The sequence below is a fragment of the Halopseudomonas sp. T1L2 genome (assembly GCF_055397385.1).
The window spans coordinates 3,045,721-3,064,955 of sequence record NZ_AP040865.1 but is presented as its reverse complement, the minus strand read 5'-3'; the positions used below and the strand labels follow the sequence as shown (position 1 = coordinate 3,064,955).

Sequence of the window (19,235 nt, the reverse complement as noted above, 5' to 3'; positions counted from 1 at the left end):
GGGCTACAGAACGCTACATGGCGGTTAATCCTGACCATTCCCGGCCATTTTGTCGGCTTTTTCTGCCATGCGACCCAGTGCCGCAACATTCGGGCTTGCACTCTGGCAACCTTCAATCTATTTTTTTATATATTGTTTTGACCTTAATCGTACTGCCGTGAGGTGACCATGCTGTTTCGCCAACTGTTCGACGCTGCTTCCTCTACCTACACCTACCTGCTGGGCGACCCGGCCAGCGGCGAAGCCCTGCTGATTGATCCGGTGTTCGAGCAGACCACCCGCGACCTGTCACTGCTGCAGGAGCTGGGCCTGACCCTGAAGCTGGTGGTCGACACCCACGCTCACGCCGACCACGTCACCGCCGCCTGGCTGCTGAAGCAGAAAACCGGCTGCCAGATTGCATCAGCCGCGGTCATCAACGCCGAGTATGTCGACCTGCCGCTGCACCACGGCCAGCGCTTCGGCGTTAACGGCGTCGAGCTGGAAGCCCGTGCCACCCCCGGCCACACCGACGGTTGCATGAGCTACGTGCTCGCCGATCAGTCGATGGTGTTTACCGGCGATGCACTGCTGATTCGTGGCTGCGGACGCAGTGATTTCCAGCAGGGCAACCCGCACACCCTCTACCACTCGATCACCGAGCAGCTGTTCAGCCTGCCCGACAGCTGTCAGGTGTATCCGGCCCACGATTACAACGGCCGGACCCAGAGCAGCATCGGTGAAGAGCGCGCCTTCAACGCCCGGGTCGGCGGCCAGGCCAACGAAAGCGACTTTGTCGGTTACATGGACGCCCTGCGCCTGCCCCACCCCAAACGCATCGACGAGGCAGTCCCGGCCAACCTGCGCAGCGGCAAGCCGCCGGAAGACCAGCTGCCGCTGCAGCAGGACTGGTGCGACGACCTGCGCATCACCTACGCCGGCGTGCCGGAGGTGGGGCTGGAGTGGCTGATGGCACACCGCAATGGCGTGACCCTGCTCGACGTGCGCGAGCCCGCCGAGTGGGAGCAGGAGCCTCTGCCGGCCTACCTTGGCGACACCCTGCAGATTCCGGTCGGCAGCCTGCACGAGCGCATTGCCGACATACCGGATGTGTTGCCGGTGGTCGCCCTTTGCCGCTCGGGCAGACGCTCTGCGCTGGCCACCAACATCCTGCGCGAGAAGGGCAGACCGCAGGTTGCCAGCCTGCGCGGCGGCTGGCTGGCCCTGCCGCAGGGCTGACCGACTCGGTGCGCCAGCCCGGATAATGCTTCAGATTGGTGCATTATCCGGGTTGGCGTGCTGCCATTTCCTGCCATGCCTGCGCGCGAAGAACGTCGTACTGGCGGCGAGCCCGGCGGACGGCTAAAATTTTTCGTCATTTCCTGAACAAATGGCCAGTTTTTTGCTGCAGGGAAAGATCGGCCCCGCTCCAACGGACGCGGAACGGTCGCCAACAACTAGATCCCAGGAGAAGCATTCATGAGTTTCAAACGCACACTCGCTCTGGCAGCAGCACTCGTCATGCCGCTGCAGGTCATGGCAGCAGATGACCCGCTGAAAGTCGGTTTTGTTTATGTTGGTCCCATCGGTGACCACGGCTGGAGCTACCAGCACGACCAGGGCCGCAAGGAGCTGGAAGCCCATTTCGGTGACAAGGTGCAAACCACCTACGTTGAAAACGTCAACGAAGGCGCCGACGCCGAGCGCACCATCCGTCGTCTGGCCCAGGCCGGCAACGACGTGATCTTCACCACCTCGTTCGGTTTCATGAATCCGACTGCCCGCGTCGCCGCCGACTACCCGGAAAAGACCTTCCTGCACGCGACCGGCTACAAGCGCGCTGACAACCTGAGCACCTACCTGTCCGTAACCTACGAAGGCCGTTATGTCACCGGCACCGCTGCCGGCATGGTCACCAAGAGCAACGTGCTCGGCTACATTGCTTCCTTCCCGATTCCGGAAGTTATCCGCGACATCAACGCCACCTACATGGGCGCCAAGGCGGTCAACCCGGATGTTGAGCTGAAAGTCGTGTGGGTCAACACCTGGTTCGATCCGGCCAAGGAAGCTGACGCTGCCAACACCCTGATGGACCAGGGCGCCGACGTTATCGTTCAGCACACCGACAGCCCGGCACCGCTGCTGGCAGCCCAGAAGCGTGGCGTATGGGGCGTTGGTCAGGCTTCCGACATGAGCCACTTCGCACCTGAAGCGCACCTGCTGTCCGTGGTCAACGACTGGGGTCCGTACTACATCAAGAGCGTTCAGGACGTTATGGACGGCACCTGGGAATCGTCTGACTACTGGGGCGGCATCCACGATGGCGTGATCAAGATCGAGTCCATCAGCGACAAGCTGACCGAAGAGCAACGCGCCAAGGTCGACAGCGTTATCGAGTCGATCCGCAGCGGCGAATTCCACCCCTTCACCGGCCCGATCAACGACCAGAGCGGCACCCTGCGCGTGGCCGACGGCGTGGAAATGACCCACGAAGAACTGGCCGGCATGGACTGGTACGTCGAAGGCATGACCGCCTCCATTCCGAAGTAAGCACATGCACTACACCGGCAGCGTGCCCATCACACGTCGACGGTGAACCGCAGGCAACGAAAAACCCGAGCAATGCTCGGGTTTTTTATGGCATCCGCAGGGAATCAGCACAACGCACACCCGTAGGGGCCCAGCACGCCGTGCCCGCGGTCAAGATTGCACGCGACAACCTGGACCCACGGGATACCCCGCAAGCCGCTCGGGCACAGCATGCTGTGCCCCTACGCAGGGAATGGTGCACGGCGCGCGTTCGCAGGGGCACGGCATGCCGTGCCCGATCAGACGGTCAGCTACGAATCAGCTGCGCCACCGATTCCTGCACCCGCGCGGTCAGCTCGGCCTCATCCAGCCCGCAGATATTGCCGTTATCGACCGCCGGGCGGCCCTGGATAAAGCTGTATTTGACGCTGGCCGGTTCGCCGCACATCAGCGGCGCGGTGAGCGGGCTGTGGACGCCGGCAAAGCGCGGCTGGTTGATATCGAACAGCACCAGATCGGCAGCCATGCCGACTTTGATCTCGCCGACGTCATCCAGACCCAACAGCCTGGCGCCGTTGCGGCTGCCCCAGGTCAGCACCTGTTCCAGCGTGGTGGCGTCCGGGCCATGCACGGCGCGGTGGATCAGCCAGGCAAGGTTCAGCTCCTGCAGCATGGAGCCGGATTCGGCCGAGGCCGAGCCGTCGACGCCGAGGGTGATCGACATGCCTGCCTGTTCCATTTTGATCGCCGGGGCGATGCCGCTGCCGAGACGGCAGTTGGAGGTCGGGCAGTGGGCGATACCGGTGCCGGTGCTGGCGAGGCGGTCGATGATGTAATCGTCGCAGTGCACCAGATGGGCAAACCAGACATCGTCGCCCAGCCAGCCGCAATCACCGGCGTAATCCACGGCACGCTTGCCGTATTTCTGCAGCGAGGCGACTTCGTCAAAGTCCACTTCCAGCAGGTGCGAGTGCATGCCCAGCTTGAACTCGCGGGCGTAGGCGGCCTGTTCGCGCAGGCCATCCGGATCGCTGGAGTGAATCAGGCTGGTCGGTGCCACCACCAGCTTGCGCATGGCATCGCCACCGTCCTGATGATAGCGCGTACGACTGGCATCCAGCCGCTCGATGATCTGGCCAATGGTTTCCGGCGCGATGCCGTGTTCAATCATGCCGTGGTGGCTGCCAACCGAGGTGGCGCTGCCGCGGCACAGTACCAGCCGCATGCCCAGCTCGTCGGCGGCGCGCCAGACGGCGTCTTCCAGCTCGGGGCTGGTGGTCGCGTGATACAGGTAGTGGTGATCGGCGCAGGTGGTGCCGCCAGAGCGCAGCAGTTCATACAAGCCCAGACGCGCAGCGTGGTACATCAACTCCGGGGTGACCTTGGGCCAGTAGCGGTAGGGTACCGAACCCAACCAGTCGTTGAGGTTCTGGTTCAGGCCACCGGGCACGCCCTTCATGATCGACTGGGCAAGGTGATGGTGAGTGTTGACTAAACCGGGCCAGACCACGCAACCGCGCGCGTCGATCAGGGTTTCACCCGCTGCCGGCGCAAGATCCCGTCCCAGCTCGGTAATCTTGCCGTCGCTGATGCGGATATCGGTCGCATCGGCGACGGTAGGGGAAAATACGGCTTGTGCATTCTTGATCAGGTACGCCATGCAGGTACTGCTCCTCTGTTGCTGCCAAAGAGCAATGTCCCGGAGCTGGGGAAGCACGAATCAATGCCTCACGCCCCTGACCGCTTCTACTCTGTTGCGTTGTGTTGATATCACCGCAGCATGCGGTGCCAAGGCGATGAGTGCAATTTTTTGACCAACCTGCCTGCGGCGCTACAGCTCCCATTCCATCAGGCATCCAGCGCCAGAAGCCCATGCAGCGCGACCAAATCCGGTGCAGATGGTCAGCTTTTGCGCAATCAAGGTGCAGCCTGCACGGCAGCCGCAAGCGGAACGGCGTACGCCGAGCCACAGCAGCCGGGGCGTTGCCCGGATTTGCCCATCTTGGCGCAAAATCTGCTTGAGTATTCGTGCCGCAGGATTATCCTCGGCAACATGAGTAGAAGCTGTCAGGGGGAAACACCCCAGGTCATTGCTCAGTTAGCGGACAATGCGCATCGCGCGGTGGACGCCGGACTGACTGACCACAGCCTCTTTCCGACTCCCCGCCTGCGTCATTCTCCGCACCATTCGCCCCAATGGAACTACTCGGAGATTCAACATGACAACCGCAACAACCCCTGAATACGGCCTGAAAGAACTGCAGCTGGAAACCACTTTCGGCGGCATGGGCAAGGAAACCGTCCGCGAGATTCCGCTGATCGACCTGACCGACTTCGAGAACCGCCGCAGCGAGATAACCGAGCAACTGTGGAGCGCCGCCACCGAAGTCGGCTTCTTCCAGCTGGTTAATCATGGTCTGGATATCAAGCTGGTGCAGAGCGCCTTTGCGCTGTCCGAAGCCTTCTTCGCCCTGCCGAACGATCAGAAAGCCCGCTTCCCGCTGAAGAAGGGTCTGAACGCCGGCTGGGAGTTCATGTCGCAGGTACGCCCCTCGACCCGCACCGCCGACCAGAAGGAATCCTTCCAGATCACCCTGCCGCACATGGATGATCTGTGGCCGAACCAGATCGTGGTACCGGAGTTTCACCGCATCATGCTGGACTTCGAATACCGCGCCTGGCGCCTGGGCATGGACGTGCTGTCCTGTTTCGCCGAGCGCCTGGGTTTTGCCCGCGACTTCTTCACCAAGGCCCATGACCGCAGCCTGCCGGACTACCAGAGCACCCTGCGGCTGCTGCACTATCTGCCGCTACCGGAAGACGATCTGGACGAAAGCCTGTGGCGCGCCGGAGCACACACCGACTTCGACTGCCTGACCATGGTGTTCCAGAAGGAAGGCCAGGGCGGTCTGCAGGTCAGCCCGGGCAAGGACGCCGAAGGCGCCGGCGACAACCGCGAGTGGAGCAGCGTGATCCCGCGTGACGACATCATCACCTGCAACATCGGTGACATGCTGATGCGCTGGAGCGACGACCAGCTCAAGTCCACCCTGCACCGCGTGCGCATGCCCAAGCCGGGCGAATACCGTGGCCCGCGTTACAGCATGGCGTTCTTCTGTCAGGCCAACAAGAACGTGATGATCGAAAGCCCGGCCGGCAAATACCCGCCGATCTCGGCAGCCGATTACCTGCTGCAGCGCATTCAGGCGAACTTTGCCGAAGCGAAGAAGTAACGCCGCAAGACTCGATATCTGATCGTTCCCACGCTCTGCGTGGGAACACCCGTCCGGACGCTCTGCGTCCGCTCACCGCCAACGGTCAATCTCGATCAGTCCATCCTGTCCTGTGTAGGTTCGAGCACTGGAATAGCGCCAGTGCTCGGGCACATCAACGTAGCCACGCTTGACCGGATTCAGGTGAATGTACTCAAGTTTTTGCAGCATCACCGCCTCGCTACATACCAGCTCCGCGTGACTGCCTTCTTGCCAGATCTGGTGGTCTCTGTCCCGTTTGTGTGCTCGCTTGCCAACGCGAAACTGCCTCAAGGTGGCCTCGGCCCCCCGCTGGGTCAGGTAGTCGAGTATCTGCCGTGCGGTGTAGGACTTGAAAGTCTGGACGCACTTGGCCAGATCGGGTGCCTGTGCCACATAGTGCAGATGGTTCTCCATGATGACGTAGCCAAACAGCTTCAAGCCCTGGTTTGCCTGCTGGTAGCGCCAACTGGCGAACAGAATGTCCACCAGCGCTGGCCGGGTGAACAGAGGAAGCCAGTCCGTCACCGTGCAGGTCAGGAAGTGAGCCTTGTCGGGCTCGGTAATGACGTAGCGGCTGCGGCCCATGACGGTCTTCCTTGATCGTGCGTCAGTGGTTTCCATGCAGTTTAGGCGGACAGCGAGATGGACGCGGAGCGTCCAGGCAGGCATTCCCACGCAGAGCGTGGGAACGATCACAGATCACAAAAGACGGGCGCGCCGGAACGCGCTCTCGGCTCAGGGATTTTCCCGCAGCCACTTGCCGAGCAGGTCACGCTCCTCGGGGGTAATGCCGGTCATGTTGCCGAGCGGCATGTACTCGGTGGCAACCGCGGCCTGATAGACCTTGTCGCGGTGCTGCTGGAGGTGCTCGAGACTGTCCAGCACGATGCCGGCCGGCGGGGCCTGGAAGGCCGGGCTGGTGGGTTTGACCGCGTGGCAGGCCTGGCAGTGAGTGGCCAGCAGTTGGCTGACGTCGGCGTCGGCAATCCGGGTTAGCGCAGCGCCTTTCTCAGTCGCATGGCTGTCGATCTTGGCCGGTGCGCTCGGCGCCATGGCCCAGATCAGGGCGACGGTGGCCAGCGCGCTGACAACCAGAATAGACGGCTTGAACTGGCCCTGATTGCGCAGGTTGAAGAAGTGCCGCGCGTAGGCCGTGATCGCACCGATCGCCGCCAGCACCGCCCAACCGTAAGCGTTGGCGTAGAACATCGGGTAGTGGTTGCTGATCATGATGAACAGCACCGGCAGGGTCAGGTAGTTGTTGTGGCGCGAGCGCAGCATGGCGCGCTGAGCCAACATCACCACCTCTGCACCCGGTTTCTCGCCACGGGCCACCGCATTCACCAGCGCGCGCTGGGCCGGCACGATACCGAGGAAGACGTTGCCGACCATGATGGTGCCGATCACCGCACCAACGTGAATGTACGCTCCGCGACCGGCAAACACCTGATACAAACCGAAGGCAACCGCCACCAGAATCAGATACAGCACCACGCCAAAGGCCATGCCGTTGCGCGCCAGCGGGCTGCGAATCAGCGCCTCATACAACGCGACGACCGCCACCAGCGTGCCCACTCCGATGGCAACAGCGCCGGCACCGCTGAGCGCCAGCTTGCTCGGATCGATCAGGTAGCCGGGGTTGCCCATGTAATACACCACGGCCAGCAGCGCCAGGCCGCTGAGCAGGGTGCTGTAGGCCTCCCACTTGAACCAGTGCAGGTCGGACGGCATCTGTTCGGGGCCGACTTCGTACTTGGCCACCTCGTAGAAGCCGCCACCGTGGATGGCCCAGAGGTCACCCTTGATGCCTTTCTGCTTCTTCCACGCCGGCGGCTCGCGCAGGTTGTTGTCGAGCCAGACGAAGTAGAACGAGGCGCCGATCCAGGCGACCCCGGCAATCACGTGGAACCAGCGGATGATCAGGCTGAGCCATTCAGACAGATAGACCAGCATGGGCTGCTCCTTGTGCGGCGTCACGATCGTAGCGGCACTGGCCGGCGATGTAGGTGCGACGAATGCTGCGGTCGTCGCCGAGGATCATCAGGTCGAACAGGATGCCCGACAGATCGCGCTCGGCGCTGTGCTTGAGTTGCTGAATCGGGCTGGCGGCACGGTCGATGATCAGAAAGTCCGCCATCTTGCCGGGTGCCAGGTTGCCGGTCTCGGCCTCCTGATGCAGCACCTTGGCGTTGCCGAGGGTCGCCATGTAGAACGCCTGGAACGGGTTGAGGCTCTGGCCGCGCAGCTGGCAGACCTTGTAGGCCTCGGCCATAGTGACCAGCATTGACAGGCTGGTGCCGCCGCCAACATCCGACGCCAGGCCGACCTCGACATTCGCCGCGCGGGCGCTGGTCAGATCGAACAGGCCGCTGCCGAGGAAGGTGTTGGAGGTCGGGCAGAAGGCGATGCGGGTGCCGGTTTCGGCCAGCCGGGCGCGGTCGGCGTCGTCGATGTGAATACCGTGCGCCAGCACGCTGCGAGGGCCGAGCAGACCGAAGTGATCGTAAACATCCAGATAGCTGGCGCGGTCCGGGAACAGCTCGGCAATCCAGGCGATCTCGGCCTTGTTCTCGGCCCAGTGGGTCTGCATCAACAAGCCCTCGGCCTCGGTCATCAGCTTGCCGGCGTAGGTCAGCTGCTCGGGGGTCGAGGTCGCGGCAAAGCGCGGGGTGACCGCGTAACGCTGACGGCCGGTGCCGTGCCAGCGGGCGATCAGCTCGCGGCTCTCCTCATAGCTGGCCTCGGCGGTGTCGCGTACGCCGTCCGGGGCGTTGCAGTCCATCATCACCCGGCCGGTGGTGATCGCCATGTTGTAGTCATGCGCGGCGCTGAACAGCGCCTCGCTGGCGACCTTGTGCGAGGTGCTGAACACCAGCGCCGAGGTGGTGCCGTGCGCCAGCAGCAGGTCGAGGAAGACCTTGGACTGTTTGGCCGACCAGTCGGCGTCGGCGAAGCGCGATTCGGTCGGGAAGGTATAGGTTTCCAGCCACTCCAGCAGCTGGGTGCCGTAACTGGCCATCACCGCCAGCTGCGGCATGTGTACGTGGGTATCGATCATGCCGGGCAGAATCAGCCCCTCCGGCGAATGCTCGACCGCGGTACCCGCCGGCAGGGTCGGCAACAGCTCGGCGGCGTCACCCACCGCCTGCACCCGGCCATCGGCAACCACCAGCAGGCCGTCGCTGAAGTAGCTGTAACTGGCCGGATCGGGCGCACCGAGGCCCGGTTCGGACAAAAAGTGCAGCAGTGGGCCGCGGAAGGCCGACACGCCAACGGCATCAGAGTTGGTCGTCATCCTAGCTCCCCCGGTAGGTCGAATAGCCCCACTGGTTGAGCAGCAGCGGCACGTGGTAATGGGCCTGAACATCGTCCAGGCGGAAGGCGATGGTGACCTGCGGGTAAAAACAGCGCAGGCCCTGGTCTGCGTAATAGCCGTCGGTGTCGAAGGTCAGGCGATAGACACCGGCGACCGCTTCGCTGCCAAAACCGTTCAGCACGCGGCCGTCGGCGTCGGTTTCGGCGCTGGCCAGCGTGACCCAGCTGTCGCCCTGCTGCTGTTCAAGGGTAATGCGCACACCGGCGGCGGGCTTGCCGCTGCCGAGGTCGAGAATATGGGTGGTAATCGGGCTCTTGCTCATAGCAGCTTGTCCAGACGAATGTGGGTGATCTTGGCCTGTTCTTCAGCGGCGATGCGCAGCTCCTGCTCGCGGCTGTTGGGCAGGCGTTGCTCCAGCAGCTCAAGCATCTGTTCGGCGCTCTTGCCGGTGGCGCAGACGATGAAGATAAAGCCGAATTTGTGCAGATAGGCCTCGTTGCCATCCTTCAGGCGCTGCAGCACCGCATCGGGCGCAACGCGCGCACCGGCCTGCTCGCCACTGGCCAGCGCTTCGGTGCTGGCGTACTTGGCCTTCAGGCTCTTGATGTCGCCGATCTTCGGGTGTGCTTCAAAGGCGACCAGCCAGTCGGCCTCGTGCAGATTGGGCCAGAGCGCACGGGCCGTGCCATGCAGCGCTTCGGCACTGTGGTAGGGGCGGGCGGCAACCATAGGGCGCGCCCAGGCGTCGGCGGCGCAGCAGTCACGAAAGACCGCCAGCGCCTCGTCTTCAGGCAGGGTGTTCAGCTGTTCCAGGGTCATTTTGTCTCCACCGGCTGTTGCGGTGTTTCAGGCTCGTGTTTCATCAAATCTCGCAATTGCGGCCAGCTGACCCCGCGGCGCGGGCCACGGCTCTGGCTGGCGGTGCCGAACGACAGCAGCTCGGCGCTGATCGATACGGCCACTTCCATCGGTCGCTTGCCGGGTACGTCGCTGCGGCCGACCGGGCAGCGAATGCGGGCGATCTGCTCGTCGCTGTAGCCGCGATGGGCCAGCCGCTGACGGAAGCGGTCGGCCTTGGTCTGCGAGCCGATCAGGCCGATCGAGGCAGCATCGCCGGCGTCCAGCAGGGCGCGGCACAGGTCGTAGTCGAGCTGGTGATTGTGGGTCAGGATCAGCACATGGCGGCCACGGCACAGCACCGGGGCATCGCCGACCGGATCGTCGCTGTGCAGCGCCCTGATATTCGGCGCCAGGTCAGCCGGGAACACCTCGGCGCGGGAATCCACCAGCGTCACTTGCCAGGGCAGCTGGCCCATGATCGCCATCAGCGCCTGCGCCACGTGGCCGGCGCCAAACACCACCAGTTGCGCATCACTGCCGGGCTGGCCTTCGAGCAGCACCGAGACGCTGCCGCCGCAGCACTGGCCCAGCGAAGCGCCCAGCGGGAAGTGCTCCAGCACCGTCTCGAAACGGCTGGCGGCCAGCTGCTCGCGGGCCCGGGCGGTCACCAGATACTCCAGATGACCGCCGCCGATGGTGTCCCAGGCGTGTTCGCCGGTAATCACCATCTTGCTCGACGGCTCACGCGGCACCGAGCCGGTGACGCCAACCACGGTCACCAGCACATAGGGCTCGCCGCGCTGCTCGCAGTCGGCGACCGCCTCGAACCAGCGCAGGTTTCTGTTCATGACACGGCCTCCTGCTGCGCGGCCTGCCAGGCCTTCGCGGCGTTGACGGCATTGAGCATGCGCTCGGGCGTGGCCGGGGTATCCAGCGGCGGGCAATAGCAACCGTCGGTGAGGCTGGCGACCGCATCACGCAGCGCGCTCCAGACCGCAATGCCGAGCATCAGCGGCGGCTCGCCGACCGCCTTGGAGCGGAACACGGTGGCTTCCTTGTTCGGGCTGTTGGCCAGCAGGTTGACGCGCAGATCCGGCGGCGTATCGGAAATTGCCGGGATCTTGTAGGTCGCGGGCCCGGTGGTCAGCAGCCGGCCGTTATCGCTGTAGACCAGCTCCTCGGTGGTCAGCCAGCCCATGCCCTGAACGAAGCCGCCCTCGATCTGGCCGATATCAATGTCCGGGTTCAGCGACTGGCCGGCATCGTGCAGGATGTCGGTACGCAGCACGCGGTATTCGCCGGTCAGGGTATCGAGTACCACCTCGGAGCAGGCCGCACCGTTGGCGTAATACAGGAACGGATGGCCCTGACCCTTGGCGTGGTCGTAGTAGATGTTCGGCGTGGCATAGAAGCCGGAGGACGACAGCGACACCCGATTCAGATAGGCCTTCTGGATGAAGTCGCCCCAGTCCATGCGGGCGTCACCGGCGACCACCTGGTTGTTCTCGAAGCGCACCTGCGCTTCTTCGCAGCCAAACAGCTCGGCGCCAAAGGTAACCAGCCGCGCCTTGATCTTCTCGCAGGCGTCCAGCGCAGCCATGCCGTTCAGATCGGAGCCGGAGGAGGCGGCGGTCGGCGAGGCATTGGGCACCTTGTCGGTGCGGGTCGCAGTCACCTTGACCTTATCGACATCGATCTGGAACGCCGCAGCAACCACCTGCGCGATCTTGATGTACAGGCCCTGACCCATCTCGGTGCCGCCGTGGTTCACCTGCAGGCTGCCGTCGGTATAGATCAGCACCAGCGCGCCCGCCTGATTGAGGTGCTTGGCGGTGAACGAGATACCGAACTTGACCGGGGTCAGCGCCAGCCCGCGCTTGAGCACCGGGCTCTGGCGGTTGAAAGCGGTAATCTCGGCGCGACGGGCCTGATAGTCGGCGCTGGTTTCCAGCTGACTGATCAATTCCGGCAGTACGTGATGGGTGATGGTCTGGCCGTAATGGGTGGTATCGCGGCCGGCGCGGTAGAGATTGCGCTTGCGCACCTCCAGCGGGTCCAGTCGCAGATAACGGGCAATGTCATCCACCGCCTGTTCGATCACCATCATGCCCTGCGGGCCGCCAAAGCCGCGGAAGGCGGTGTTGGAGACCGTGTGGGTCTTGCAGCAGTGGCCGGTCACCCGCGCCTGATCAAGGTAATAGGCATTGTCGGAGTGGAACATGGCCCGCTCGACAATCGCATTGGACAGGTCCGGCGAGAAGCCGCAACGGCCGGCTACCATGATCTCGGCGCCCTGAATTACGCCCTGCTCGTCAAAACCGATGTCGTAGGTGTTGAAGAAGTCGTGGCGCTTGCCGGTCTGCACCATGTCATCCGGGCGCGAGAGCCGATACTTGACCGGCCGCCCGGTGGCATTGGCCAGCAGCGCGGCCACACAGGCGACCGGCGCGGCCTGGGTTTCCTTGCCACCAAAGCCGCCACCCATGCGGCGTACCGAGGCCGTCACCGCATGCAGCGGGATGCCCAGCACCTCGGCCACCAGCTTCTGCACTTCGGCCGGGTGCTGGCTGGACGTGTGCACAAACATGCCGCCATCTTCCTGCGGCAGCGCCAAGCAGGCCTGGCCTTCCAGGTAAAAGTGTTCCTGCCCGCCGACGTTGATCTCGCCCTGCAGGCGGTGCGGTGCAGCCGCCAGGGCGGCATCCGGATCACCGCGCTGCTGGGTGTGACTGGGGCGCACGAACAACTGTTTGGCCAGTGCCTCGCGGGTATCAAAGATGGCCGGCAGATCCTCGTATTCGACCTCGGCCAGCTTCGCTGCCTTGCGCGCGGCGGTGTGACTGGTCGCGGCGACGGCAAAGATCGGCTGGCCGATATGCTCGACCACCTCACCCGCCAGCACCGGATCACCCGGGAACACCGGGCCGATGTCGGTATGACCGGGTACGTCGGCCATGGTGAACACGGCAACCACGCCGGGGTAGGCGCGCACCGCTTCCAGATTGAGTCTAGTGATACGCGCATGCGGCCGGGCGCTGTGGCCCACCGCTGCGTGCAGCAGGCCTTCGGGCTCGGGCAGGTCGTCGATATAACGGGCGGTGCCGGTTACATGCAGCCAGGCGCTTTCATGCAGGGTGCTCTGACCGGCAACACCGAGCGGCTGGCCACTCGGACGGGGTACATCACGGGGCAGTTTACGCATAGTCGGTCACCATCAGCTGGGCCTTGCCGGCATCGCCGGCGCGGAATTCATACAGGGCGCGCAGCAGCAGGTTGCCGGCTACCGTGGTGCGGTAGCTGGCCGAGGCGCGCACATCGGACAGCGGCGTGAAGTCGGTTGCCAGCGCCGCCTGCGCAGCGGCCACCGCCGTTTCATCGAACCGGGCACCACGCAACGCCGCCTCGGCGCCCGCTGCACGCTTGGGAATGCCGGCCATGCCACCGAAGGCCAGCCGGCAGTCACCGACGGTATCGCCGTCGAACTGCAGCCAGAAGGCGCCCAGCACCGCAGAAATATCGTCATCCAGCCGCTTGGAGATCTTGTAGATGAACAGTTTTTCGTTGGCCTGTGGACGCGGCACCCGCACCGCGCGGATGAACTCGCCCGGCGCCAGCACGGTTTTCTTGTAGTCCACGAAGAAGTCTTGCAGCGCAATCCAGCGCTCGCCATTTTCACTGTCGAGCTGAATGTCGGCACCCAGGGCAATCAGCGGTGGCGGCATGTCACCGATGGGCGAAGCGTTACCGATATTCCCGCCGAGGGTGCCACGGTTACGGATCTGCAGCGAACCGAGGCGTTCGAGCATCGGCGCAAAGGCCGGCCAGTCGACACTGAGAGTCGCTCCGAACTCGCTGTAGGTCGCAGCCGACCCGATGGTCAGATTTTGCTCGTCACATTCCACGGCATGCAGTTCGGTGATCTGCTCGACTGAGACCAGTTGCGGCAGCACCTTCAACTGCTGGGTGATTTCCAGCGCCAGATCGGTGCTGCCGGCGACTAGACGGGCATCCGGATTGGCCGCCAGCAGGCTGCGCAGTTCACTCAGCTCGACCGGCGCGTCGAAGCGCTTGCCCTCGTCGTCCTGCAGGCTGGCCGCAGTGGAACGGGTCGCGGCGAACTGCCCGGCCGGCGCCGGCTCGAACAGCGCAGCACCATCCCAGTGCTGCACCGCATCCACCAGGGTGCGCCGGCCGGCCTCGATAATCGGCCGATAACCGGTGCAGCGACAAAGGTTGCCGGCCAGTGCTTCCATCAACTGATGCTCGCTGGCGCTGCCGTTCTTGCCGGCTACCTGCTGGTGCAGGCCAACCATCGACATGATGAAGCCCGGCGTACAGAACCCGCATTGCGAGCCGCTGCATTCGACCATCGCGGTCTGCACCGGATGGGCGTTATCAGCCTGCAGGGCGTCAACGCTGATCAGATGTTTACCGTGCAGCGAACCGACCAGGCTGATGCAGCTGTTGATTGCCGTATAATGCAGCCCGCCGTCGGCCGAGGGGCTGCCGATCAGTACGGTGCAAGCCCCGCAGTCGCCGGATGCGCATCCTTCCTTGGTGCCGCTAAGCCGCTTTTTGGTGCGCAGCCAGTCAAGAATGCTCATGTTTGGGTCAGCTCGGTCAAGTTTTTCCGGCTGACCATTCAGGTAGAACTCAATCACGTTCGTCTCCGCTCTATCCGCAGTTTGGCCCGTTTCAGGCGGTGTTCAGGCTCAGCGCCGCACAACGGCGCACACAGGCTCTGAGCGTAGATTTGCAAAAACTTGACCAACTAGTCCGAAAAATATGTTTTTTATACTTTTTCCGGTTTTGGCAAGCAAATTGCTGTCGTTGCAAATGTTGATTGATTGGTCAGTTATTAAATAGGGCGTTGCCCGGCCGGTCACCCTGAATCGCCGGCAAAGCGCCTATAGAGGAAACTGAATGGCAACCGCAGAACGCCTGAAGCTGGAACACATCGTCAAGGAGTACCCGGGATGCCGGGCGAACGATGGCGTCCAGCTCACAGTCAACGCAGGCGAAATCCATGCCCTGCTCGGCGAGAATGGCGCCGGCAAGAGCACCCTGATGAAGATCATCTACGGCGTCATCCAGCCCGACGCCGGCAGCATCACCTGGAATGGCCACCCGCTGACCCTGCAGGGTCCTGCCCATGCCCGCGAACTGGGCATCGGCATGGTATTCCAGCATTTTTCCCTGTTTGAAACCCTGACTGTCGCCGAAAACATCGCGCTCAGCCTGCCAGCCGATCAGGCCCGCGACCGGCGCAAGCTGGAGGCGCGCATCAGCGAGGTCTCCGAGCATTACGGCATGGCGCTGGATCCGCGCCGCTACGTCAACACCCTGTCGATTGGCGAACGCCAGCGCGTCGAAATCGTGCGCTGCCTGATTCAGGAAAGCTCTCTGCTGATTCTGGACGAGCCGACCTCGGTGCTGACGCCGCAGGAGGTCGAAACCCTGTTCCGCACCCTGCGCCAGCTGTCGCACGAGGGCTGCAGCATTCTGTTTATCAGCCACAAGCTGCAGGAAGTGCGCGACCTGTGCCACCGCGCCACCGTGCTGCGCCAGGGCCGGGTGACCGGCGAGTGCAATCCGGCCGAAGTGAGCACCGACGACATCGCCCGCATGATGGTCGGCAATGAAACCCCGCTGTCGACCCGCGTTGAACCGCGCGCGCCCGGCGAGGTGCTGCTGGACGTCAGCCACCTGAACTACCGCACCAGCGACCCCTTCGGCACCAGCCTGCAGGATCTGTGCATGAGCCTGCGCTCAGGCGAGATTGTCGGCATCGCCGGCGTCGCCGGTAACGGTCAGGACGAACTGTTGCGCGCCCTGTCGGGCGAGGCGCTGGTCAGCAACGACAGCATCACCCTCAGCGGCGTGGCGATCGGTCAGGCCAAGCCGGGTCTGCGCCGCCGCCTCGGTGTCGCGGTGGTGCCGGAAGAACGCCTAGGCCGCGGTGCGGTGCCATCCATGTCGCTGGTCGACAACAGCCTGCTGACCGCCTACGGCGAAGGCATGGTGAACAAGGGCTGGGTGGCGCTGAACAAGGTGCGCGACTACGCCAGCCGTATCGTCGATGCCTTTGGTGTACGCACCGCCAGCATCGACAGCCATGCCACCAGCCTGTCCGGCGGCAACCTGCAGAAATTCATCATCGGCCGTGAAGCCATGCAGCAACCCAAGCTGCTGGTTGCCTCGCACCCGACCTGGGGCGTTGACGTCGGCTCGGCAGTGGCCATCCACGAGGCGCTGGTGCGGCTGCGTGACGAGGGCGCTGCGGTACTGCTGATCTCGGAGGATCTGGACGAACTGTTCCAGCTCTGTGGCCGCATGGGCGCGATCTGCGCCGGCCGGCTGTCGCCGCTGGTCAACACCAGTGACCTGACCATTGAACAACTCGGCCAGTGGATGGCCGGTGATTTCCCCAGCGCTGCACCTTCGGAGGTTTCCCATGCTGTCGCTTGAGCGTCGCGCCGTCGACTCCCGGGCCATGCAATGGGCGTCCCCGTTGCTGGCTCTGGTCCTCACCATCATCACCGGTATGGGCATTTTCATGGCCCTCGGCAAGGACCCGGTGGAAGGTCTGACCTTCTTCTTCCTGACCCCGCTGAGCGATACCCACGGCTGGGCCGAGCTGGGCCTGAAGATGGCACCGCTGCTGCTGTGCGCCGCCGGCCTGACCATCTGCTACCGGGCCAAGCTGTGGAATATCGGTGCCGAGGGGCACTTTCTGATGGGCGCGCTGTGGGCCAGCGTGGTGGCCCTGCAACTGGGCGGCCAGAGCGGCCCCTGGGTGCTGCCGCTGGTGCTGATTGCCGGCATCGTAGCCGGCGCAGTCTGGGCACTGCTGGCGGGGCTGCTGAAAACGCAGTTCCACTGCAACGAGATCCTGACCACCATCATGCTCAACTACATCGCCCTGAACCTGCTGCTGTACGCGGTTCACGGCCCGCTGAAGGATCCGTACGGGTTTGGCTTCCCGCAGTCGGAGATGTTTGCTGCAGCCGCCCTGCTGCCCAAGCTGATCCCTGATACCCGCCTGCATATCGGCCTGCTGTTCGGTCTGCTGGCAGCGGTGGCGGTCGGCGTGCTGTTTGCCCGCACCTTTATCGGGTTCCAGCTCAAGGTCCTCGGTCAGGACGAGCGCGCCGCCGCCTTCGCCGGCTTCCCGGCCAAGCGTCTGACCCTGCTGGCGTTCATTCTGGCCGGTGGTCTGGCCGGTCTGGCGGGCGCATCGGAGGTGACCGGCCCGCTCGGTCAACTGGTGCCGCAGGTGTCACCCGGCTACGGCTACACCGCAATTATCGTGGTGTTCCTCGGGCGCATGCAGGCGGTCGGCATCGTGCTGGCAGCCGCGCTGCTGGCGCTGACCTTCATGGGCGGCGAGATGCTGCAGATTGCCATGGCCCTGCCCAAGGCGATCACCGGACTGTTCCAGGGGCTGCTGCTGTTCTACCTGCTGACCTGTGACGCCTTTATTCACTACCGCATTCGCATTCGTCGGGCCCCCAAGGCCGTGGCAGGAGAGGCCTGATATGGACAGCGTACTGATTACCAACGTACTGGCCGCGACCGTGGTCGCCGGCACCCCGTTGCTGCTGGTCGCCCTGGGCGAGCTGGTGTGCGAACGCTCAGGCGTTCTCAACCTCGGCCAGGAAGGCATGATGCTAATGGGCGCGGTGATCGGCTTTATCGCCGCCACCTCGACCGGCAGCCTGAGCATGGGCGTGCTCGCTGCCATGCTCGGTGGTGTGCTGATGGCCATGCTGTTTGCGCTGATGGCCATTACCCTGGCGGCCAACCAGTATGCCGCCGGCCTGGCACTGACCATCTTCGGTATCGGCCTGAGCTCCTTCGTCGGCGCAGGCTTTGTCGGTCAGTCGATCGACGGCTTTGACAAGATCGCCATTCCGCTGCTGTCGGACATCCCGGTCATCGGCCAGGTGCTGTTCAACCAGGACCTGCTGGTCTACGGCTCGCTGCTGATCTTCGCGCTGGTGTTCTGCTTCCTCAAATACAGCCGCGGCGGCCTGGTTCTGCGCGCCGTCGGCGAGTCCCCGGAAGCGGCCAATGCCAACGGTCTGAAAGTGCTGCCGGTGCGTTACATGGCGGTGGCCTTCGGCGGCGCCATGGCCGGCCTGGCGGGCGCCTACCTGTCGCTGGCCTACACCCCGATGTGGACCGAAAACATGACTGCCGGTCGCGGCTGGATCGCGCTGGCCCTGGTGGTGTTCGCCACCTGGAAACCCGAGCGTGTGCTGCTCGGCGCCTACCTGTTCGGCGCCGCCAGCATCTTGCACCTGGTGCTGCAGGGGCTCGGCTGGAACAGCTCAACGGAGCTGCTGGCCATGCTGCCCTATGTCGTCACCATTATCGTTCTGGTGCTGTTGTCGTGGAATCCCGCGCGGACCCGCCTCAACACACCCCTATCAATCGGCCAACCCTATAGGCCGAGCAAATAACTTGAGCACCCACTATGCCAATCAAAACTAAATCACTGATTCCAGGAAGCATTGAATATGAGCACACTGCAAAAAACGCTGATCGCCGCTTGCATCGCAGGCGCCTTTGTACCGAGCGCCTACGCTGAGAAGTATTTCTCCGACTCCAGCATCTCTGTCCTGTACAGCGATGACTACGCCCGCGTTAACTTCGACGGCGCCGGCAAGAAGACCTCGCAGACGTTCTTTACCTTCGAGAACGCCAGCGGTCACGACTGGGGCAGCACCTTCTTCTTCGTTGACCGTAACCAGGGTCATGGAAAAGACACCGATTCTGACGATCTGTACGGTGAATTCGCGCCTAACCTGAGCCTGAGCTGGCTGACCGGCAGCAAACTGGGCGGCGGCCTGATCAAGGACTACACCCTGTCCGCTCAGTACGAATTTGGCGGCGGCACCAACGTCAACAACTACATGGTTGGTCCGGGTATCGACTGGAACATCCCGGGCTTCATGTACGTCGGCACCCGTTTCTACTACGTAGACAACAGCGAAACCTCTGACGATTATCAAACCACCGTCGTCTGGGGCAAGGCGATGGAATTTGGCAGCACCCGTATCCTGTTCGACGGCTATATCGACTGGTCCACAGCGGAAGACGATCACAAGTCCGACTTCCACTTCAACCCGCAGCTGAAGCTGGACCTGGGTAACTACCGTGGCAAGCCGGGCGTGCTCTACGCAGGTATCGAATACTCGTACTGGAACAACAAGTACGGTCTGAACGACGATGTAATGGAAACCGAAAACGCGGTCAGTGCGCTGGTGAAATTCCACTTCTGATCACGGCAATGGGGGTTCGGCCGTGATGGT

Annotated in this window: 16 protein-coding genes; 7 read left to right on the top strand and 9 right to left on the bottom strand. The window is 63.4% G+C overall.

Translation table 11 applies throughout. The features are described 5' to 3' along the window. Window positions 1-168: 168 nt before the first annotated feature. Both ACZ5WQ_RS14555 and ACZ5WQ_RS14550 read left to right on the top strand, forming a co-directional pair. The gene (locus ACZ5WQ_RS14555; protein WP_147811323.1) at window positions 169-1,218 is read left to right on the top strand and encodes an MBL fold metallo-hydrolase; all 1,050 of its coding nucleotides are present in this window, start codon (window positions 169-171) and stop codon (window positions 1,216-1,218) included. 240 nt (window positions 1,219-1,458) lie between these two features. Continuing rightward, complete coding sequence (locus tag ACZ5WQ_RS14550; RefSeq protein ID WP_147811324.1) at window positions 1,459-2,529, top strand: BMP family ABC transporter substrate-binding protein; 1,071 nt, start codon at window positions 1,459-1,461, stop codon at window positions 2,527-2,529. A gap of 286 nt (window positions 2,530-2,815) precedes the next feature. On the opposite strand, the gene ACZ5WQ_RS14545 is transcribed toward ACZ5WQ_RS14550, so the two are convergent. Continuing rightward, a complete protein-coding gene (locus ACZ5WQ_RS14545) occupies window positions 2,816-4,168 on the bottom strand; it encodes an amidohydrolase family protein (protein WP_464382547.1) in 1,353 nt (450 codons plus the stop codon). A gap of 559 nt (window positions 4,169-4,727) precedes the next feature. On the opposite strand from ACZ5WQ_RS14545, the gene ACZ5WQ_RS14540 reads away from it, so the two are divergent. Continuing rightward, a complete protein-coding gene (locus ACZ5WQ_RS14540; RefSeq protein ID WP_147811326.1) occupies window positions 4,728-5,741 on the top strand; it encodes an isopenicillin N synthase family dioxygenase in 1,014 nt (337 codons plus the stop codon). Between the two features lie 72 nt (window positions 5,742-5,813). Here ACZ5WQ_RS14540 and ACZ5WQ_RS14535 read toward each other — a convergent pair whose 3' ends face one another. From ACZ5WQ_RS14535 to xdhA, 8 genes are all read right to left on the bottom strand, one after another. Beyond that, a complete protein-coding gene (locus ACZ5WQ_RS14535; RefSeq protein WP_269688296.1) occupies window positions 5,814-6,347 on the bottom strand; it encodes an REP-associated tyrosine transposase in 534 nt (177 codons plus the stop codon). A 150-nt stretch (window positions 6,348-6,497) separates the two neighbouring features. Next, the gene (locus tag ACZ5WQ_RS14530; RefSeq protein ID WP_464382546.1) at window positions 6,498-7,715 is read right to left on the bottom strand and encodes a urate hydroxylase PuuD; all 1,218 of its coding nucleotides are present in this window, start codon (window positions 7,713-7,715) and stop codon (window positions 6,498-6,500) included. After that, entirely contained in the window at window positions 7,696-9,057 is a 1,362-nt protein-coding gene (guaD, locus tag ACZ5WQ_RS14525; RefSeq protein ID WP_464382545.1) for a guanine deaminase, read from the bottom strand. The genes ACZ5WQ_RS14530 and guaD overlap by 20 nt, the downstream gene beginning before the upstream one ends. A 1-nt stretch (window position 9,058) precedes the next feature. Next, the gene (gene uraH / locus ACZ5WQ_RS14520) at window positions 9,059-9,400 is read right to left on the bottom strand and encodes a hydroxyisourate hydrolase (protein ID WP_096005933.1); all 342 of its coding nucleotides are present in this window, start codon (window positions 9,398-9,400) and stop codon (window positions 9,059-9,061) included. Continuing rightward, window positions 9,397-9,897 carry a 2-oxo-4-hydroxy-4-carboxy-5-ureidoimidazoline decarboxylase gene (gene uraD, locus ACZ5WQ_RS14515; RefSeq protein ID WP_233048655.1) on the bottom strand — a complete coding sequence of 167 codons (501 nt, stop codon included), beginning with the start codon at window positions 9,895-9,897 and terminating at the stop codon, window positions 9,397-9,399. The genes uraH and uraD overlap by 4 nt, the downstream gene beginning before the upstream one ends. After that, on the bottom strand, window positions 9,894-10,766 hold the full coding sequence (xdhC, locus tag ACZ5WQ_RS14510) for a xanthine dehydrogenase accessory protein XdhC (RefSeq protein ID WP_285676919.1): 873 nt from the start codon (window positions 10,764-10,766) through the stop codon (window positions 9,894-9,896). Before xdhC ends, uraD begins: the two co-directional genes overlap by 4 nt. Next, window positions 10,763-13,120, bottom strand: coding sequence for a xanthine dehydrogenase molybdopterin binding subunit (gene xdhB, locus ACZ5WQ_RS14505; protein WP_464382544.1), 2,358 nt, complete (start codon window positions 13,118-13,120; stop codon window positions 10,763-10,765). Before xdhB ends, xdhC begins: the two co-directional genes overlap by 4 nt. Further along, window positions 13,113-14,579 (bottom strand): xanthine dehydrogenase small subunit, encoded by a 1,467-nt coding sequence (gene xdhA, locus ACZ5WQ_RS14500; RefSeq protein WP_464382543.1) that lies wholly within the window; start codon window positions 14,577-14,579, stop codon window positions 13,113-13,115. The genes xdhB and xdhA overlap by 8 nt, the downstream gene beginning before the upstream one ends. Before the next feature lie 262 nt (window positions 14,580-14,841). Here xdhA and ACZ5WQ_RS14495 point away from each other — a divergent pair, with 262 nt between their 5' ends. From ACZ5WQ_RS14495 to ACZ5WQ_RS14480, 4 genes are read left to right on the top strand one after another with little or no spacing between them, the layout of a single operon-like run. After that, window positions 14,842-16,386, top strand: coding sequence for an ABC transporter ATP-binding protein (locus tag ACZ5WQ_RS14495; protein WP_228247626.1), 1,545 nt, complete (start codon window positions 14,842-14,844; stop codon window positions 16,384-16,386). Continuing rightward, window positions 16,373-17,455, top strand: a complete 1,083-nt coding sequence (locus tag ACZ5WQ_RS14490) for an ABC transporter permease (RefSeq protein WP_147811335.1) — start codon at window positions 16,373-16,375, stop codon at window positions 17,453-17,455. Before ACZ5WQ_RS14495 ends, ACZ5WQ_RS14490 begins: the two co-directional genes overlap by 14 nt. Window position 17,456: 1 nt before the next feature. Then, on the top strand, window positions 17,457-18,383 hold the full coding sequence (locus ACZ5WQ_RS14485) for an ABC transporter permease (RefSeq protein ID WP_228247627.1): 927 nt from the start codon (window positions 17,457-17,459) through the stop codon (window positions 18,381-18,383). Window positions 18,384-18,440: 57 nt separating this feature from the next. Next, a complete protein-coding gene (locus tag ACZ5WQ_RS14480) occupies window positions 18,441-19,205 on the top strand; it encodes an outer membrane protein OmpK (protein WP_088277928.1) in 765 nt (254 codons plus the stop codon). Window positions 19,206-19,235 lie beyond the last annotated feature (30 nt).

What these genes read in the sequence shown, in the direction of transcription:
- ACZ5WQ_RS14555 (WP_147811323.1), top strand. Translation starts at nt 169, where the DNA reads ATGCTGTTTCGCCAACTGTTCGACGCTGCTTCCTCTACCTACACCTAC.
- ACZ5WQ_RS14550 (WP_147811324.1), top strand. Translation starts at nt 1,459, where the DNA reads ATGAGTTTCAAACGCACACTCGCTCTGGCAGCAGCACTCGTCATGCCG.
- ACZ5WQ_RS14545 (WP_464382547.1), bottom strand. Translation starts at nt 4,168, where the DNA reads ATGGCGTACCTGATCAAGAATGCACAAGCCGTATTTTCCCCTACCGTC.
- ACZ5WQ_RS14540 (WP_147811326.1), top strand. Translation starts at nt 4,728, where the DNA reads ATGACAACCGCAACAACCCCTGAATACGGCCTGAAAGAACTGCAGCTG.
- ACZ5WQ_RS14535 (WP_269688296.1), bottom strand. Translation starts at nt 6,347, where the DNA reads ATGGGCCGCAGCCGCTACGTCATTACCGAGCCCGACAAGGCTCACTTC.
- ACZ5WQ_RS14530 (WP_464382546.1), bottom strand. Translation starts at nt 7,715, where the DNA reads ATGCTGGTCTATCTGTCTGAATGGCTCAGCCTGATCATCCGCTGGTTC.
- guaD (WP_464382545.1), bottom strand. Translation starts at nt 9,057, where the DNA reads ATGACGACCAACTCTGATGCCGTTGGCGTGTCGGCCTTCCGCGGCCCA.
- uraH (WP_096005933.1), bottom strand. Translation starts at nt 9,400, where the DNA reads ATGAGCAAGAGCCCGATTACCACCCATATTCTCGACCTCGGCAGCGGC.
- uraD (WP_233048655.1), bottom strand. Translation starts at nt 9,897, where the DNA reads ATGACCCTGGAACAGCTGAACACCCTGCCTGAAGACGAGGCGCTGGCG.
- xdhC (WP_285676919.1), bottom strand. Translation starts at nt 10,766, where the DNA reads ATGAACAGAAACCTGCGCTGGTTCGAGGCGGTCGCCGACTGCGAGCAG.
- xdhB (WP_464382544.1), bottom strand. Translation starts at nt 13,120, where the DNA reads ATGCGTAAACTGCCCCGTGATGTACCCCGTCCGAGTGGCCAGCCGCTC.
- ACZ5WQ_RS14495 (WP_228247626.1), top strand. Translation starts at nt 14,842, where the DNA reads ATGGCAACCGCAGAACGCCTGAAGCTGGAACACATCGTCAAGGAGTAC.
- ACZ5WQ_RS14490 (WP_147811335.1), top strand. Translation starts at nt 16,373, where the DNA reads ATGCTGTCGCTTGAGCGTCGCGCCGTCGACTCCCGGGCCATGCAATGG.
- ACZ5WQ_RS14485 (WP_228247627.1), top strand. Translation starts at nt 17,457, where the DNA reads ATGGACAGCGTACTGATTACCAACGTACTGGCCGCGACCGTGGTCGCC.
- ACZ5WQ_RS14480 (WP_088277928.1), top strand. Translation starts at nt 18,441, where the DNA reads ATGAGCACACTGCAAAAAACGCTGATCGCCGCTTGCATCGCAGGCGCC.